The sequence below is a fragment of the Pseudomonas pseudonitroreducens genome (genome assembly GCF_021603645.1).
Classification (GTDB): domain Bacteria; phylum Pseudomonadota; class Gammaproteobacteria; order Pseudomonadales; family Pseudomonadaceae; genus Pseudomonas; species Pseudomonas pseudonitroreducens.
In genome coordinates this window covers 128,934-144,765 of sequence record NZ_BQHJ01000016.1, presented here as the reverse complement: position 1 = coordinate 144,765, position 15,832 = coordinate 128,934, and the positions used below count along the sequence as shown (strand labels likewise).

Sequence of the window (15,832 nt, the reverse complement as noted above, 5' to 3'; positions counted from 1 at the left end):
AGTCTTGGGGAGACACCTCATGCAAGAGAACAAAACCCTCACCGGCGGCCAGGCCCTCGTGCGCCTGCTGGCCAACTATGGCGTCGACACCGTGTTCGGCATTCCCGGTGTACACACCCTGGAGCTTTACCGTGGCCTGCCCGGCAGCGGCATCCGCCATGTGCTGACGCGCCACGAGCAGGGCGCCGGCTTCATGGCCGACGGCTACGCGCGCGTCAGCGGCAAGCCGGGCGTGGCCTTCATCATCACCGGGCCGGGGGTGACCAACGCCGCCACCGCCATCGGCCAGGCCTACGCCGATTCGATCCCGCTGCTGGTGATTTCCAGCGTCAACCACACCGCCAGCCTGGGCAAGGGCTGGGGCTGCCTGCACGAGACCCAGGACCAGCGCGCCATGACCGCGCCGATCACCGCGTTCTCCGCCGTTGCCCTGAGCGCCGAGGACCTGCCCGAGCTGATCGCCCGCGCCTTCGCCGTGTTCGACAGCGAGCGCCCGCGCCCGGTACACATCTCGGTGCCGCTGGACGTGCTCGCCAACCCCGTCGCGCGCGACTGGACCCACGAAGTCGTGCGCCGCGCCGGCCGTGGCCAGCCCAGCGCCGATGCGCTCCGGCAGGCTGTGGATAAACTCCAGGCCGCCCAGCGCCCGATGATCATTGCTGGCGGCGGCGCGCTGCATGCCGCCGATGCCCTGGCTGCGCTGAGCGAGCGCCTGGCCGCACCGCTGTTCACCAGCGTCGCCGGCAAGGGCCTGCTGGCACCGGAAGCGCCGCTCTCCGCCGGCGCCACCCTGTGCACCCAGGCTGGTTGGGACATGATTGCCGAGGCCGACGTGGTCCTCGCCATCGGCACCGAAATGGCCGACACCGACTTCTGGCGCGACCGTCTGCCGGTCACTGGCGAGGTGATTCGCGTCGACGTCGACTCGCGCAAGTTCAACGACTTCTACCCGAGCGCCGTGGCGCTGCTGGGCGATTCGAAAGCTACCGCCGAAGCCCTGCTCGCCGCGCTGCCGAACGCAGCCCGTGACGCGGCAAAAGCACAGTCGCGGATCGCCGAACTGCGCGCGCAGATCGACGGCGGCCACGCGCCGCTGCAACTGATCCACAAGTCGATTCTGCAGCGCATCGCCAAGGTCCTGCCGGACAACGCCTTCATCGCCAGCGACATGACTCAGCTGGCCTACACCGCCAACTACCTGTATCCGAGCAAGGCGCCGCGCGGCTGGCTGCACCCCACCGGCTACGGCACCCTCGGCTACGGCGTGCCCGCTGGCATCGGCGCCAAGTTCGGCGCGCCGGAGCGTCCCGGCCTGGTGCTGGTGGGCGACGGCGGCTTCCTCTACACCGCGCAGGAACTGGCGACCGCCACCGAGGAACTGGACAGCCCGCTGGTGGTGCTGCTGTGGAACAACGATGCGCTGGGGCAGATCCGCGACGACATGATCGGCCTGGACATCGAGCCCATCGGCGTCCTGCCGCGCAACCCGGACTTCGCCCTGCTCGGCCGCGCCTATGGCTGCGAGATGCGCCAACCGCAGAGCCTGGACGAACTGGAGCGCGACCTGCGCGAAGGCTTCGCCCACCCGGGCGTGACGCTGATCGAGCTGAAACACGCCTGCGCCCAGTAGGACCTGTTGCACCTGCCGGGGCCCCTGAGCCCCGGCGCCATGAAGGATGAACACCATGCGCTACTCGAACTTCACCCAACGCATCGCCGGCGACGGCGCCGCCGCCTGGGACATCCATTACCGCGCCCTGGCGCGCATGGAGCAGGGCGATGACATCCTGCTGCTGTCGGTGGGCGACCCGGACTTCGACACTCCCGTGCCCATCGTGCAATCGGCCATCGACAGCCTGCTGGCCGGCAACACCCACTACGCCGACGTGCGCGGCAAACGCTCGCTGCGCGAAGCCATTGCCCGCCGTCACAGCCAGCGCAGCGGCCACGCCGTCACCGCCGATGACGTGGTGGTGCTGGCCGGCGCCCAGTGCGCGCTGTATGCCGTGGCGCAGTGCGTGCTCAATCCCGGCGATGAGGTCATCGTCGCCGAACCGATGTACGTCACCTACGAAGCGGTATTCGGTGCCTGTGGCGCCAAGGTCATTCCGGTATCGGTGCGTTCCGAGCACGGCTTCCGCGTGCAGGCCGAGGACGTCGCCGCGCTGATCACCCCGCGCACCCGCGCACTGGCCATCAACAGCCCGCACAACCCGTCCGGCGCCAGCCTGCCGCGCGCCACCTGGGAAAAGCTCGCCGAGCTGTGCGTGAAGCATGACCTGTGGATGATCTCCGACGAGGTCTACAGCGAGCTGCTGTTCGACGGCGAACACATCAGCCCCGCCAGCCTGCCGGGCATGGCCGAGCGCACCGCGACCCTCAACAGCCTGTCGAAATCCCACGCCATGACCGGCTGGCGCGTGGGCTGGGTGGTCGGCCCGCGCGAGCTCTGCGCGCACCTGGAAAACCTCGCCCTGTGCATGCTTTACGGCTCGCCGGACTTCATCCAGGACGCCGCCTGCACCGCGCTGGAAGCCAAGCTGCCGGAACTGGAAGCCATGCGCGAGGCCTACCGCCAGCGCCGCGACCTGGTGCTCGACTGCCTCGCCGATTGCGTCGGCGTGCGCGCCCTGCGCCCGGACGGGGGCATGTTCGTGATGGTGGATATCCGCGCCACCGGGCTCTCCGCCCAGGACTTCGCTGATGTGCTGCTGGATCGCCACGGCGTCTCCGTGCTCGCCGGCGAAGCCTTCGGCCCCAGCGCCGCCGGGCACATTCGCCTGGGCCTGGTGCTCGGCGCCGAGCCGCTGCGCGAAGCCTGCCGCCGCATCGCCCTGTGCGCCGCCGAACTGCTCCAGGAGAAACGTTATGCGTGATCGTTCTCAGCTCTACATCGATGGCGCCTGGGTGGCGCCGCAAGGGCAGGGCGTGGCCGAGGTGCAGAACCCGGCCACCGAGGAATGCGTCGGCCGCGTGCCGCTGGGCGGCGAAGGCGATGTGCACCGCGCGGTGGACGCCGCCCGCCGCGCCTTCCCGGCCTGGTCGCAAACCCCTTCCCACGTGCGCGCTGGCTATATTCGCGCCCTCGCCGAACAACTGGAGCACCGTGCCGAGGAGATGGCCGCGCTGATCACCGCCGAGCTGGGCATGCCGGTGCAGTGGTGCCGCATGGTGCAGGTCGACGGGCCGATCGAGGGCCTGGAAAGCTACGCCGCGATGGCCGCGCACATGGACGAAGTGCGCGAGGTCGGCAATTCGCTGATCGTCAAGGAAGCGGTTGGCGTCTGCGCCTTCATCAACCCCTGGAACTACCCGCTGCACCAGCTGATCGGCAAGCTCGCCCCGGCCCTTGCCGCCGGCTGCACCGTGGTGGTCAAGCCGAGCCAGGACACCCCGTTGCACGCCTTCCTGCTGGCCGACATGGTCCACGCCATCGGCCTGCCGGCCGGCGTGTTCAACCTGGTCAGCGGCCCCGGCTCCAAGGTCGGCGAAGCGCTGGCGCGGCATCCTGACGTGGACATGGTTTCGTTCACCGGCTCCACCGGCGCGGGCGTCAAGGTCTCCGAAGCGGCGGCGCCGACGGTCAAGCGCGTGTGCCTGGAACTGGGCGGCAAGTCGCCGTTCCTGATCACCGCCGATGCCGACCTGGCGGCTGCCGTGCGCCATGGTGTGCAGGACGTGATGATCAACTCCGGGCAGACCTGCACCGCGCTCACGCGCATGCTGCTGCCGGCTCGTAGCTATGCCGAAGCCGTGGAAATCGCCCGCGCCGAAACCCTTGCGCTGAAGATGGGCGACCCGCTGGACGCCGACAGCTTCCTCGGCCCGATGTGCTCCGGTGGCCAGCGCCGCACCGTGCTCGATTACCTGCGTGTCGGCCAGGAAGAGGGTGCGCAACTGGTCTGCGGCGGCGCCGAGCGCCCGGCTCATCTGGAGCGCGGGCACTACGTGCAGCCGACCATCTTCGCCGGGGTGAACAACCAGATGCGCATCGCCCGCGAGGAAATCTTCGGCCCGGTGCTGTGCCTGATTCCCTATGCCGATGAAGCAGAAGCCATCGCCATCGCCAACGACTCGCCGTTCGGTCTGTCCAGCGCTGTCTGGGCCGGCGACCGCGAAGATGGCCTGCGTCTCGCCCGGCAGATGCGCGCCGGCCAATGCTTCGTCAATGGCGGTGTCTTCAACTACCGCGCACCCTTCGGCGGCTACAAGCAGTCCGGCAATGGCCGCGAGTGGGGCGAGCAGGGCCTGCACGAGTTCGTCGAACTCAAGGCCATCCAGCTTTAAGCGCTTTTTTGCCCCCTCTCCCTTGGGGAGAGGGCTGGGGTGAGGGCTGTCTCTCTCACCGAATCATCAGGAATTCCCATGAACGTACTGATCGTCCACGCCCACAACGAACCGCAATCCTTCAGCACCGCGCTGTACCAGCTCGCCGAGGAAACCCTGCGCGGCCAGGGTCACGAAGTGCAGGTCTCCGACCTCTACGCGATGAACTGGAACCCGGTGGCCAGCGCCGCCGACTTCGGCGCCCGCGCCAATCCCGAGTACCTGGTTTACGCCCTGGAGCAGCGCGAAGGCGCCAAGGCGAAAACCATCGCCGCCGACATCCAGGCCGAGCTGGACAAGCTGCTCTGGGCCGACCTGGTGATCTTCAACTTCCCGATCTACTGGTTCTCCGCGCCGGCCATCCTCAAGGGCTGGTTCGACCGCGTACTGGTCTCGGGCATCTGCTACGGCGGCAAGCGCTTCTACGACCAGGGCGGCCTGGCCGGCAAGAAGGCGCTGGTCAGCGTGACCCTCGGCGGGCGTGACCACATGTTCGGCGACGGCGCCATTCATGGCCCGCTGGAAGACATGCTGCGGCCGATCCTACGCGGCACCCTGGCCTACACCGGCATGAGCGTGCTGCCGCCGTTCGTGGCCTGGCACGTGCCCTACATCAGCAACGACGCGCGCCAGGACTTCCTGCGCCAGTACCAGGACCGTCTGCAGCACCTGGAGAACGACCAGCCGCTGGAGTTCGTGCGCCTGGAGCAGTTCGACGAACGCCTCTACCCGCTGCCGCGCTGAGCGCTCTTTTGTAGGAGCGAGCTTGCTCGCGAACAGGGCTAAACGACGGCGACAGGGCCAAGCGGTTCGCGAGCAAGCTCGCTCCTACAGGTTCGGGTCGGGTGTACTGTCTTGCGCCCGAGCAGAAACGAAAAAGGGCGGTCATCCGAAGATGACCGCCCCTGGAGAAAGAGTCAGTCGCTGCAGCCAGGTATGCGCGGGGGAGATGGACGCCGATTGGTGTATCGGCGGCCGTACGATGAGCCTGGTATGCCCAACGTTGCTGCAGCGACTTGTCCGGCACTATACGTGGTAACAATCGGTAAAAAACGACCCTATACTGCGATTCAGTTTTGCGGCGCGGACAATAATTGTCGTCGTTTCCTACAAGACGGATAAGCAGGGGGAAGGATGGACGTACTTCACGCAATGCGGGCGTTCGTCCGGGTAGTAGATGCCGGCAGTTTCACCGCCGCCGCCAATGCCCTGGGCTTGTCCACCGCCCAGGTCTCGCGCGTGGTCTCCGACCTCGAAGCCCAGCTTGAAGCACGTCTCCTGCACCGCACCACAAGGCGCCTGGCGCTGACCGAAACCGGCGAGCGCTATCTGCTGCGCTGCCGGGAAATCCTCGCCGATGTCGAGGAAGCCGAGGCCGAGGCCAGCGGCGCGCACCTCAAGCCGCGTGGCCGCCTGCGCGTGCATTCGCTCACCGGCCTTGGCCAGCAGCACCTGATCCCGCTGGTCTCGCGCTACTGCGAGTCCTTTCCCGAGGTCTACATCGAGCTGACCTTGGCGCAGCGCCAGCCGGATATCCTCGAGGAAGGCCAGGACGTGGTCATCACCCGCGACCGCGAGCTGCCCGACTCCGAATTCGTCGCCCAGACCCTGGGCACCATCTACAGCGTGCTCTGCGCCAGCCCCGAGTACCTCAAGCGGCGCGGCACTCCGAGCAGCGTCGCCGACCTGCACCAGCACCAGTGCCTGCGCCTGCAGGACCCGACCTTCCCCGAGGGCTGGGCCTTCGAGGAAGGCAATGAGGAAAGCGTGATTCGCCCGCGCGATACCTTCATGGTCAACGTCGCCGAGGCGCTGACCGGCGCTGCCGCCGCCGGCATGGGCATCTGCCTGCTGCCCAGCTACGTTGCCGCCCCCGCCCTGCGCCGCCGCACGCTGGTGCGCGTGTTGCCCCGGCACAGCCTGCACGTGCGGCAGATCTACGCGCTGTACCCGTCGCGGCGCTTCCTCGACGCGAAGATCCGCACCTGGGTCGAGTTCCTCAAGACGGAATTGCCGAAGGTGTTCGAAGAGGACGAAGCAGCGCTCAACGATCCCGTCAATTGGGCGTAAGGCAAAGGGCTAGTATGGCGCATCGTCGCAGCCGCTCTATATCAACGTTCTCGGACGATCGGCGCGGATTGTTGCTTTTTAGGCAATGCTTTGTTGGTTAGCTAGCTATTTTTCTACCCACTGTTGCGCCGTAACCTTTCTCCAACCCCGACCAATCGGGTGTTCAGAAAGGATCACCGTCATGTCCCGTTCGCTTTATGTTGCTGCCTTGCTGTCCGTCTGCTCGCTGTCCTTCACTCAGCTGAGCTTCGCCGAAGAATCGCGCCTGATGACCGACAAGATGGTCAAGGCCAACGAAGCAGTGATTGCCCAGCAGCAGGCCCAGTCCGCCGAGCAGACCGCCAAGGCCGCCACTGGCAGCAACGCCGATTCCTGATCGGCCACTTCCCCCGGGAGGTCCGGAGCGTGAGCCGGGCTTCTCAACACCTTGCGCCGCATACGATATGCGGCGTTTTTTTTACCTGTGTTTCCGGCGCCCGAAGGCGACTGTTACAGACGCTGTAACAGTCTTTCGCTATTGATGGTCTGTATTCCTGCCTGATCGGTCAATATACTTGACCCAACAGCGTGGCTTTCGAGCGGCGCCGTTACCGGCCTCACCGCCGGCAAGCTTCCCGACGCCGATTCTTGATTGCTCCAGATCGACGTCCGTCTCAAGGCCGCTGCTATCAGCGGCCTTTTTTTATGCCGGCGGCGGGCTAGTTGGCGTCTGCCTGGAAGACGAAGAACGGCAGGCCGAAATGACCCTGCCAGGGCCCCCAGTACAGGTGCGCGCGAACTTCGCCGAAGCCGGCCTCGCGCAGCCTGTCGAGCAGGTCCCAGCCGAAGTGCTGGAAGCACAGCACGCCGCCGTCGCCAACCGGATCTCCGTGGTATTCCGCCGGCAGCAGATGCTCCAGAGTGCCGTTGGCGGTAAAGCGCGCGCGGATCTCGGTTTCGGCCTGGCCAGGGAAGAACGGTACGCTGAATACCAGCCGTCCTCCGCGCCGGAGCACCCGCCGGCATTCGCTGAAGGCTCGCGCGAAATCGGGAATGTGCTCGAAGATGTCCTGGGAGATCACCAGGTCGAAGCTGTCATCGGCGAACGACAGCCGGGTCAGGTCCTCGTGGCGCAGATGCTGGCGATGCTGCTCGTTCCAGTAGGTTTCGCCGGAAACCCGATCCATGCCGAGGAATTCGCTGCCCACGAGCCGTGGGTAAAGCCGCTCCAGCTGCCTGAAACTGGCGGTGACGCACTCGGCGATGTACACGCGTGAGTCCCGGGGCAGTTCGAGTTTGCGCAGGCGATCCAGCAGCGCGCGCATCCGGCTGTTGAGGCCGCAGCCCCGGCAGGCGGCGGTTTCCGTCCACGCCGGGTGCACGCTGCCATCCGCGGCAATGCCTCCCAGGCGCCAGTCGACATGCATTGGCTGGATGCTTTCGCAGGCCGAGCACCAGGCCTCGATGTCCATGGGATGGCGGGACCAGAGCACGCGGTCCTCGATGGCGCCGCACAGCGCCCGGGCGGTCGGCACCTGTTTCGCCTGGCGGGCCTGTTGCCAGTCTTCGGCGGACGCGAAGGCGCCCAGCCAGATGGAGGGGAGTAGGCTGCCGGTCATGCTGGTTTTCCTTGTTCGAGAGGGCGGCAGGGCTGGCCGGGTCGCGGCACCCGGTTCAGGGTAGCGGTTCGCTCGGCGAACGCCAGTGCGCTGGCCAGCACTGGCTAGCCGGCGCCGGCTGTGAGAGGCTCGGGCGCTTCGATGGACCGACAAGGATGCCGCCGGTGACCACTGACAATCCGTTCGCGCCCCCCCATGCGCCGCTCACCGCACCAGCCGTCGAGGCTCCACCGGCTGGCCGCGAGCCGCTGCTGTTCGTCGCCGCCATGATCGTGGCCGCGGCGGTGGTGTTCTTCGGCAGTAATGCCGTGCAGTGGATCGGTGACCTGGGCAATTACCGCGAGCGCCTGCCGCAGTACCTGCCGACGATGCTGGCAAACTGGCTGGGTGGACTGGTTTTCTATGCCGCAGCGGTCCTGCTGCTGGTGCATTACCAGCGCGAACGCCACGCTATCGCGCGGTTCCAGCCACTGGCCGGGTTGCTGGCAGGTTTCGGCGTGGCTTATCTGATCGCCACCATGGTGGTCAGCACGGCGGTGTCCTACCTGAGCGTATCGTTCTATCAGTGGGCGTTCGAGCAGGGCTCCCGAACCCTCTGGATAGTCCTGTATGGCCAGGTCAATTCGCTGATCAACCTGTTCCTCGGCTGCCTCCTGCCGCTCTGGCTGGTCCTGCATCTGGCGCGCTCGCGCTCCGAACCGATGGCGCCGGGCCAGGCCGTCGCACTGCCGTCCTGGCACGTGGCGCTGGCGGTGGCGCTGTGCTTCAGCGCAGTGATCTACAAGCTGTCCGCGGCACTCGGCTATGGCGTGCTCTACCTGTACAGCGGCGCTGACGGCTGGCAGTCGGTACTCATGCTGTCGAGCTGCGTACTGCCGTTCGCCATCGTCATGCTGGCGGTGCGGACACGCCTGCCGCCGCAGCTCACGCGTTTTGCCGCCGGCCGGGTGCTGGCCTGTGCGCTGGTCCTGCTGGCGATCTGGGTGGTGGTGGCCGTGCTGTTCTCGATCCTGGTGGCCTTTGCCGCCTACGGCTCGCTCAACTCCAGCCGCCTGCCGCTGTACCTGCTGCCGCCAGCGATCCTGCTGCTGGCGCTGCTCTGGCCGTTGGCGTACTGGTGTACCGGCTGGTTCTTCGCCGAGCAGCTCACTCAGTCCTCGCCCAGGTAGTCCCCGCGGCTCAGGCCGTGGCGCTGCATCTTCTCGTTGAGGGTGCGGCGCGGCAGGCCGAGCAGCTCCATCACCGCCTTGATGTCGCCCTTGCACTGGCCCAGCGCCTGGCGGATGCATTGCGCCTCGTAGGCTTCCATGCGTTCGAAGAGGCCGTTGCCGGCCGGCTCTTCCGCCTGCTCGGCGCGATCCAGGCCGAGCACATGGCGCTCGGCGGCGTTGGCCAGCTCACGCACGTTGCCCGGCCAGTCGTGGGCGAGCAGGCGCGCCAGTTCGCTGGCCGACAGCGGTGCGGCTTCGCGGCCGAATTTCTCGCTGGCCAGCAGCGCGTAGTGCTCGAACAGCAGCGGGATGTCCTCGCGACGTTCGCGCAGTGGCGGCAGGCGCAGCTCGGCGACGTTCAGGCGGTACACCAGGTCCTCGCGGAAGCGCCCGGCACGGGCTTCTTCGAGCAGGTCAGGCTTGGTGGCGGCAATCACCCGCAAATCGACCTTGATGCTCTGGTTCGAGCCCAGGCGCTCCAGTTGCTGTTCCTGCAGCACGCGCAGCAGCTTGACCTGCTGGGCCAGTGGCATGCTCTCGATCTCGTCGAGGAACAGGCTGCCGCCGTTGGAGTGCTCCAGCTTGCCGATGCGCTTGCCCTGGGCACCGGTGAAGGCGCCGCTCTCGTGGCCGAACAGTTCGGTCTCGAACAACTGCTCGGGAATCGCCGCGCAGTTCAGCGCGACAAAGGGCTTGCCAGCGCGTGGCCCGAAGTCGTGCAGGCAGCGTGCGACCAGCTCCTTGCCGCTGCCGGTGTCACCCCGGATCAGCACGTTCACCGGCGTACCGGCCAGCGCCATGATCTGTCGGCGCAGGGTTTCCATGGGCCGCGAGACGCCGAGCAGGCGCGACTCGATCTGGTCCTTGAGCGCCGCCTGTTCGCGCAGCCGGCGGTTCTCCTGCACCAGCCGGCGTTTTTCCAGGGCACGGCGCAGACTGTCGAGCAGGCGTTCGGGGGTGAAGGGTTTCTCGATGAAGTCGTAGGCGCCCTGGCGCATCGCCTGCACTGCCATGGGCACGTCGCCGTGGCCGGTGACCATGATCACCGGCAGGTCGCGGTCGATCTGCTGCAGGCGCTCGAGCAGCGCCAGGCCATCGGTGCCGGGCATGCGCACATCGCTGATGACCACGCCGGGCAGCTCGCGGGAAACGCTCTTCAGGCATTCGTCGGCGCTGCTGCACAGGCGTACCTCGAAGCCGGAGAGTTGCAGCCACTGCTGCACGGCGTCGCGGATGGCGGCTTCGTCGTCGACGAAGAGGATGGTCTCGCTCATGGTTTTCTTTCTTCGCTGGCGGCCGGCAGGCTGAGGCGAAACACCGCGCCGCCGGTGGGCTGGTTGGCGGCGTCGAGGCGCCCGCCGAGTTCGTGGACGATGCCATAGGATACCGCCAGCCCCAGGCCCAGTCCTTCGCCCACCGGCTTGGTGGTGAAGAAGGGATCGAAGACGCTGGCCAGATGGGCTTCGTCGATGCCCGTGCCGTTGTCGGCGACCTCCAGGCACCAGTGTTCATCGTCGCGTTGCAGGCTCAGCCGGATGCGTGGCTGCGCGCTGCCGGCCACGGCATCCAGGGCATTGCGGAGCAGGTTGACCAGCACCTGTTCCAGGCGGATCGCGTCGCCCAGCACCCAGGCGGGCAGGGCGAGGTCCTGGCGGATCTCCACGCCTTCGGCGCGGATACGCACGGCCAGCAGTTGCAGCGCCTGCTCGATCACGTGGCCCAGTTCGATGCGCTCGCGCAGGCCGCCGGGCGTCTTGCGCGCGAAGGTCTTCAGGTGGCCGGTGAGCGCGGCCATGCGTTCGAGCAACTCATCCACGCGCACCAGCGCGGCGCGGGCGTCGTCCTGGCGGCCGGCGTCCAGCAGCAGGCGCACGCTGGCCAGTTGCATGCGCTGGGCGGTGAGCGGCTGGTTGATTTCGTGGGCCAGCGCGGCGGACATCTGCCCCAGCGCGGCCAGCTTGGCGGCCTGTACCAGGCCATCCTGGGCGGTGCGCAGGGCGGCGGTGCGTTGCTCGACGAGACGCTCCAGCTCTTCCTGGTCGCGCTGGCGCAGGCGGGCGAGGCGGCGCCGCTGTTGCAGCCAGAGCACGAGGAACACCAGCGCCAGCCAGGCGCCGGCAGCGGCGAGGCGCGCGTTGGTGACGTCGGACTGTACCCCGCGGGTGTCGCGCAGCAGGTGCAGGGTCCAGTCCTCTTCCGGCAGGCTGACCGATTGCCAGAGGTAGTCGCCGCTGATTTCCTGGCCCTCCACGCGCACCATCCGCGCGTGTTCGCCGAGCGACTCCAGCGCCCGATGCGGTAGCGCGCTGAGTGGCTGGCGGTGGTACTGGCGGGTATCGGCCAGCTCGGCGCGGGCCACCGCGTCCAGTGGCATCAGCTCGCGGTAGCGCCAGCGCGGGTGGTTGGCGAGGAACACCACGCCCTTGCTGTCGCTCACCAGCACCACGTCCGGGGTCTGGCTCCACTGCCGTTCGAGGTCGGGAAACTCCAGCTTGACCACGATGGCGCCGAGGAAGTTGCCCGCGTCGTCACGCAGTGCATTGGACAGGAAGTAACCAGGAATGCCGGTGGTCACGCCGACCGCGTAGAAGCGCCCGGCGCCCTGGGCGATGGTCTGGCGAAAGTACGGCCGAAAGCTGTAGTTGTGGCCGACGTAGCTGGTCGGCAGGTTCCAGTTGCTGGCGGCCACGGCGAGGCCGGTGCGGTCCAGCAGCTCCAGGGTCGACGAGCGTGCCGCGCCGTTGATTTCCTGCAGCTTGAGGTTGAGCCGGTGCTGCACCTCGTCCGTCAGCGTGCCGCGCATGGTCGCGCGCAGTTCCGGGTCCAGCGCCAGCACGGAAGGAATGCTGCGGAAACGCTCGATCAGGGTATGCAGGGAACTGGCGTAGAGGCCCAACTGCTCATGGGCGGTTTCCGCCTCGGCGAGCAGCGCGCGGTGCCGCGCCTTCTCGCCCGCCCAGAACACCGACAGCACCAGCCCGGCCAGCAGGAGCAGGCAGATCAGCAACAGGCGGAGAGGGCGAGTAGGCGACATGTTCGACGGGGTTCGACCAAGGGTCGGCGACAATAGCATGACCGCGCGCTGGTCCGGCGCCCCACCGCCTCGCTACACTGCCGCATCCTGATGGAGAGCGCTTCGATGCAGTTGTCGTCCTGGACCCACGAAGGGTCCGCCGGTTTCACCCTGCGCGGCTGGCGCAGCGAGCCCAGTGGCAAGCCGCTGCTGCACTTCCTGCATGGCAACGGCTTCTGCGGCCGCGCCTACGAGCCGATGCTGAAGGTCCTGGCGGAGGATTTCGACCTCTGGTTGTGCGATGTCCAGGGCCATGGCGACAGCGACCACGGCGGACGCTTCCACGGCTGGAACCGCAACGCCGAGATGGCGGTGGAGGCCTTCCGGGCCGGCAACACGGTTTTCGGCGACGTGCCGCACTACGCCGCCGGGCACAGCTTTGGCGGCGTACTCACCAGCCTGATCCTCGGCCGTCATCCCGAGCTGTTCCGCCGCGCGGTGTTGCTCGACCCGGTGCTCTTCACCCCGGCGATGATCGGCGTGATGGCGCTCTCCGAAGTGCTCGGCCTGCACAAGCGCCGCACCATGGTGCAGAAGGCGCGCTCGCGGCGCAGTCAGTGGCCGGACCGCGAAGCGGCCTACGCCGGCCTGCACGGCCGCGGCATCTTCAAGGGCTGGACCGACGAAGCGCTGTGGGCTTACGTGGAGAACGCGATGAAGCGCACCGAGGCTGGCGTCGAGCTGAAATGCCGGCCCAGCCGCGAGGCGGAGATCTTCAGCTCCTTCCCCAAGCGCCTGTGGCCATCGCTGAACAAGGTGGTGACGCCGACCCAGGTGCTGTTCGGCGAGCGTACCTACCCCTTCGTCGCCAAGTCCGTGGCGCGCTGGTGCGCAGCGAACACGGTGGTGAGCGGCCAGTGCGTCGACGGCGGGCATTGCTTCATGCAGGAGTTCCCCGAAGACAGTGCCGAGCGCGTGTCGCGCTTCCTGCTGGGCCACGAATGAACGACCCGGCCCGCGAGTCCGTCTGGCTGGCACTGTCCGAGCTGTGGCTGGACACCGAGCTGGTCGAGGACGATCTTGCCGCCATCGCGCGCACCCTGGCGATCAGCGGCTATGCCGCGGAGGAGCTGGAGGCGATCTACCGGCTGGAAGTCGCGCCGGTGGTCTGGGGTAACGCCTGGGTGACAGCCGGCGTGTGGGACGGGTTCGATCCCGACTGGCTGTTCGAAGCCTGCAGGCGCAACCAGCAGCGGCGTCGCTCGCCCTGGCATCGGCTGCGCTGTCGCGTGCTACGGCGTGCGATGACCTATGCCACCGAGGCGCACTGGCGGGCGATCCGCGCGCAGCTCTAGTCGCCGACCTTCTTGCCCTGGTGTGCGCGGCGCCATTCGTCCAGGCGCACCACTTCACCCCTGGGGCGCGGCGGCGCGGGGGCGTCGTCGAACACGGCGTCGACGATTTCCTCATCCACCGGCTGGGCGGCGGGATGGAAGGTGGCAACCGGCGATGCCGGTGCACGCGGTTCAGGCTCCATGCGGAACGGCGCCAGCTCGACGCGGCCCAGATGCTGGCCGAACATGGCGATGCTGCCGGCGTAGCGTTCCTGGCCGGTGGCGGTGAACTCGAAGGCGTATTCGCGGGCCAGGCGCAGGTTGCCCCGGCCGTCGCGCTGGAAGCGGAAACGCTGCAGGGCCATGGCTTCATCGAGCAGTTCCACGCCTTCGCGCGCGCAGTGCTGCTTGGCCAGAAGCAGCGCACGCTCGCGGATGCCATGGGCGCGCCACCACCAGGCGGCGCCTGCAATGACCAGCATGAAGATGAAAAGATTGCCCAGGTCCACTTCGGCTTCCTCGGAATCGGCGCACCAGCTTACTCACTCCGCCGTCGGGCGGCGAGGGGCGGATGTTCACAGCGTGTGAATTGCGCTCCATACTGCCCCATTCTGTAGCAGGACACCGTTATGCCGCGCACTCCCCACGTTCTCGCCATCCAGTCCCACGTCGTCTTCGGCCACGCCGGCAACAGCGCTGCCGAGTTCCCCATGCGACGCGTCGGGGTGAACGTCTGGCCGCTGAACACCGTGCAGTTCTCCAACCATACCCAGTATGGCCACTGGACGGGCCAGGTGCTGCCGCCGGAGCAGATTCCGGCGCTGGTGGATGGCATCGCCGCCATCGGCGAGCTGGGCAACTGCGACGCGGTGCTCTCGGGCTACCTGGGCAGTGCGGCACAGGGCCGTTCGATCCTCGAGGTGGTGCGCCGCATCCGCGAGGTCAACCCGCGCGCGGTGTACCTCTGCGATCCGGTGATGGGCCATCCGGAGAAGGGCTGCATCGTCGCCCCGGAAGTCGGCGAATTCCTGCTCCACGAGGCCGCTGCCGTGGCCGACTACCTGTGTCCGAACCAGCTGGAGCTGGACAGCTTCTGCGACCGCCAGCCGAGCTCCCTGGAGGACTGCGCAGCGATGGCCCGTGGCCTGCTGGTGCGCGGCCCGAAGGCAATCCTGGTGAAGCACCTGAACTACCCCGGCAAGCCGGCGGATGCCTTCGAGATGCTGCTGGTGACCCTCGACGAGACCTGGCACCTGCGCCGACCGCTGCTGGCCTTCCCGCGCCAGCCGGTGGGCGTGGGCGACCTGACTTCCGGGCTGTTCCTTGCCCGCCTGCTGCTGGGCGACGACCTGCGCAGCGCCTTCGAATTCTGCGCCGCCGCGGTGCACGAAGTACTGCTGGAAACCCAGGCCTGCGGCAGCTACGAGCTGGAACTAGTGCGCGCCCAGGACCGCATCGCCCATCCGCGGGTGAAGTTCGAGGCAGTGAAGCTGGGGTGAGTCAGATTTCGCAAGCCGTTGATTCCTTGTAGGAGCGAGCTTGCTCGCGAACCGCCCGGTTCCTGAACTGCCGGTGATTCCGTTCGCGAGCAAGCTCGCTCCTACAAAATCCCGCCTGCCGCCTGCCGCCTGCCGCCTGCCGCCTGCCGCCTGCCGCCTGCCGCCTGCCGCCTGCCGCCTGCCGCCTGCCGCCTCAGAGCATGTACTTGCCCAGCAGCAAGCCACCGACCACCATCGCGGTGAGCAGGCCGAACGCCAGCCCCAGGCGTTTTTCGATGGCTTCGCGCAGCGCCGGTCCCGCCCAGAACAGCAGGGCGCAGGTGGCGGCGAAACGCAGGGTGCGCGCCACCACGCTGAGGGCGATGAACAGCACCAGGTCCAGCTGGGTCACGCCGCTGGTGAGGGTGATCAGCTTGTAGGGCAGCGGGGTGAAACCGCCGCCCAGCAGCACCATCAGCCAGCCAAGCTCGTTGTAGCGTTCGGCGACCTCGGCGAAGTTCTCCTGCAGGCCATAGAAGGCCAGGATCGCCTGGCCCACCGTCTCGAACAGCAGCAGGCCGATGAAGTAGCCGGCGATGCCGCCCAGCACCGAGCTGACGATGCAGATCGCCGCGTAGCGCCAGGCCTTGGCCCGGTTGGCCAGCACCATCGGCACCAGCAGCGCGTCCGGCGGGATGGGGAAGAACGAACTCTCGGCGAAGGTCACTCCACCCAGCGCCAGCTCCGCCCGCGGATGGCCCGCCAGGCGCATGGTCCAGTCGTACAGCCGGCGCAGCATGGC

15 protein-coding genes are annotated in these 15,832 nt (G+C 67.6%); 10 read left to right on the top strand and 5 right to left on the bottom strand.

Going from position 1 to position 15,832, the window contains the following annotated elements:
* The first annotated feature begins 19 nt into the window (after positions 1-19).
* The 6 genes from L6D89_RS29980 to L6D89_RS29955 all read left to right on the top strand — a co-directional run bounded on the left by L6D89_RS29980 (position 20) and on the right by L6D89_RS29955 (position 6,772).
* Positions 20-1,630 (top strand): 5-guanidino-2-oxopentanoate decarboxylase, encoded by a 1,611-nt coding sequence (locus L6D89_RS29980; RefSeq protein ID WP_236202061.1) that lies wholly within the window; start codon positions 20-22, stop codon positions 1,628-1,630.
* Positions 1,631-1,685: 55 nt separating this feature from the next.
* Entirely contained in the window at positions 1,686-2,876 is a 1,191-nt protein-coding gene (locus L6D89_RS29975; RefSeq protein WP_236173632.1) for a pyridoxal phosphate-dependent aminotransferase, read from the top strand.
* The gene (locus L6D89_RS29970) at positions 2,869-4,287 is read left to right on the top strand and encodes an aldehyde dehydrogenase family protein (RefSeq protein WP_236202060.1); all 1,419 of its coding nucleotides are present in this window, start codon (positions 2,869-2,871) and stop codon (positions 4,285-4,287) included. Before L6D89_RS29975 ends, L6D89_RS29970 begins: the two co-directional genes overlap by 8 nt.
* Before the next feature lie 78 nt (positions 4,288-4,365).
* The gene (locus L6D89_RS29965) at positions 4,366-5,070 is read left to right on the top strand and encodes an NAD(P)H-dependent oxidoreductase (protein WP_236173634.1); all 705 of its coding nucleotides are present in this window, start codon (positions 4,366-4,368) and stop codon (positions 5,068-5,070) included.
* Between the two features lie 390 nt (positions 5,071-5,460).
* Entirely contained in the window at positions 5,461-6,396 is a 936-nt protein-coding gene (locus tag L6D89_RS29960; protein ID WP_236173635.1) for a LysR family transcriptional regulator, read from the top strand.
* A gap of 181 nt (positions 6,397-6,577) precedes the next feature.
* Positions 6,578-6,772 carry a hypothetical protein gene (locus tag L6D89_RS29955; protein ID WP_236173636.1) on the top strand — a complete coding sequence of 65 codons (195 nt, stop codon included), beginning with the start codon at positions 6,578-6,580 and terminating at the stop codon, positions 6,770-6,772.
* Between the two features lie 322 nt (positions 6,773-7,094).
* On the opposite strand, the gene L6D89_RS29950 is transcribed toward L6D89_RS29955, so the two are convergent.
* On the bottom strand, positions 7,095-7,994 hold the full coding sequence (locus L6D89_RS29950; RefSeq protein ID WP_236173637.1) for a methyltransferase domain-containing protein: 900 nt from the start codon (positions 7,992-7,994) through the stop codon (positions 7,095-7,097).
* A gap of 164 nt (positions 7,995-8,158) precedes the next feature.
* Between L6D89_RS29950 and L6D89_RS29945 the strand changes: the two genes are divergently transcribed.
* Entirely contained in the window at positions 8,159-9,163 is a 1,005-nt protein-coding gene (locus tag L6D89_RS29945; RefSeq protein ID WP_236202059.1) for a hypothetical protein, read from the top strand.
* Here the strand turns inward: L6D89_RS29945 and L6D89_RS29940 are convergent.
* Entirely contained in the window at positions 9,145-10,479 is a 1,335-nt protein-coding gene (locus L6D89_RS29940) for a sigma-54-dependent transcriptional regulator (RefSeq protein WP_236173639.1), read from the bottom strand. The genes L6D89_RS29945 and L6D89_RS29940 overlap by 19 nt on opposite strands.
* On the bottom strand, positions 10,476-12,239 hold the full coding sequence (locus L6D89_RS29935; RefSeq protein WP_236202058.1) for a sensor histidine kinase: 1,764 nt from the start codon (positions 12,237-12,239) through the stop codon (positions 10,476-10,478). The genes L6D89_RS29940 and L6D89_RS29935 overlap by 4 nt, the downstream gene beginning before the upstream one ends.
* Before the next feature lie 105 nt (positions 12,240-12,344).
* Here L6D89_RS29935 and L6D89_RS29930 point away from each other — a divergent pair, with 105 nt between their 5' ends.
* Together L6D89_RS29930 and L6D89_RS29925 are read left to right on the top strand one after the other, a co-directional pair.
* On the top strand, positions 12,345-13,223 hold the full coding sequence (locus L6D89_RS29930; protein WP_236202057.1) for an alpha/beta fold hydrolase: 879 nt from the start codon (positions 12,345-12,347) through the stop codon (positions 13,221-13,223).
* Positions 13,220-13,573: a DUF7079 family protein gene (locus L6D89_RS29925; protein ID WP_236173642.1), complete on the top strand. Its 354-nt coding sequence runs from the start codon at positions 13,220-13,222 to the stop codon at positions 13,571-13,573. Before L6D89_RS29930 ends, L6D89_RS29925 begins: the two co-directional genes overlap by 4 nt.
* On the opposite strand, the gene L6D89_RS29920 is transcribed toward L6D89_RS29925, so the two are convergent.
* Positions 13,570-14,034, bottom strand: coding sequence for a DUF3301 domain-containing protein (locus L6D89_RS29920; protein ID WP_373873597.1), 465 nt, complete (start codon positions 14,032-14,034; stop codon positions 13,570-13,572). The genes L6D89_RS29925 and L6D89_RS29920 overlap by 4 nt on opposite strands.
* 147 nt (positions 14,035-14,181) lie before the next feature.
* Between L6D89_RS29920 and pdxY the strand changes: the two genes are divergently transcribed.
* Positions 14,182-15,051 (top strand): pyridoxal kinase PdxY, encoded by an 870-nt coding sequence (gene pdxY, locus L6D89_RS29915; RefSeq protein WP_236202056.1) that lies wholly within the window; start codon positions 14,182-14,184, stop codon positions 15,049-15,051.
* A 193-nt stretch (positions 15,052-15,244) separates the two neighbouring features.
* Here pdxY and L6D89_RS29910 read toward each other — a convergent pair whose 3' ends face one another.
* On the bottom strand, positions 15,245-15,829 hold the full coding sequence (locus tag L6D89_RS29910) for a YqaA family protein (RefSeq protein WP_024766834.1): 585 nt from the start codon (positions 15,827-15,829) through the stop codon (positions 15,245-15,247).
* Positions 15,830-15,832 lie beyond the last annotated feature (3 nt).

What these genes read in the sequence shown, in the direction of transcription:
- L6D89_RS29980 (WP_236202061.1), top strand. Translation starts at nt 20, where the DNA reads ATGCAAGAGAACAAAACCCTCACCGGCGGCCAGGCCCTCGTGCGCCTG.
- L6D89_RS29975 (WP_236173632.1), top strand. Translation starts at nt 1,686, where the DNA reads ATGCGCTACTCGAACTTCACCCAACGCATCGCCGGCGACGGCGCCGCC.
- L6D89_RS29970 (WP_236202060.1), top strand. Translation starts at nt 2,869, where the DNA reads ATGCGTGATCGTTCTCAGCTCTACATCGATGGCGCCTGGGTGGCGCCG.
- L6D89_RS29965 (WP_236173634.1), top strand. Translation starts at nt 4,366, where the DNA reads ATGAACGTACTGATCGTCCACGCCCACAACGAACCGCAATCCTTCAGC.
- L6D89_RS29960 (WP_236173635.1), top strand. Translation starts at nt 5,461, where the DNA reads ATGGACGTACTTCACGCAATGCGGGCGTTCGTCCGGGTAGTAGATGCC.
- L6D89_RS29955 (WP_236173636.1), top strand. Translation starts at nt 6,578, where the DNA reads ATGTCCCGTTCGCTTTATGTTGCTGCCTTGCTGTCCGTCTGCTCGCTG.
- L6D89_RS29950 (WP_236173637.1), bottom strand. Translation starts at nt 7,994, where the DNA reads ATGACCGGCAGCCTACTCCCCTCCATCTGGCTGGGCGCCTTCGCGTCC.
- L6D89_RS29940 (WP_236173639.1), bottom strand. Translation starts at nt 10,479, where the DNA reads ATGAGCGAGACCATCCTCTTCGTCGACGACGAAGCCGCCATCCGCGAC.
- L6D89_RS29935 (WP_236202058.1), bottom strand. Translation starts at nt 12,239, where the DNA reads ATGTCGCCTACTCGCCCTCTCCGCCTGTTGCTGATCTGCCTGCTCCTG.
- L6D89_RS29930 (WP_236202057.1), top strand. Translation starts at nt 12,345, where the DNA reads ATGCAGTTGTCGTCCTGGACCCACGAAGGGTCCGCCGGTTTCACCCTG.
- L6D89_RS29925 (WP_236173642.1), top strand. Translation starts at nt 13,220, where the DNA reads ATGAACGACCCGGCCCGCGAGTCCGTCTGGCTGGCACTGTCCGAGCTG.
- L6D89_RS29920 (WP_373873597.1), bottom strand. Translation starts at nt 14,034, where the DNA reads ATGCTGGTCATTGCAGGCGCCGCCTGGTGGTGGCGCGCCCATGGCATC.
- pdxY (WP_236202056.1), top strand. Translation starts at nt 14,182, where the DNA reads ATGCCGCGCACTCCCCACGTTCTCGCCATCCAGTCCCACGTCGTCTTC.
- L6D89_RS29910 (WP_024766834.1), bottom strand. Translation starts at nt 15,829, where the DNA reads ATGCTGCGCCGGCTGTACGACTGGACCATGCGCCTGGCGGGCCATCCG.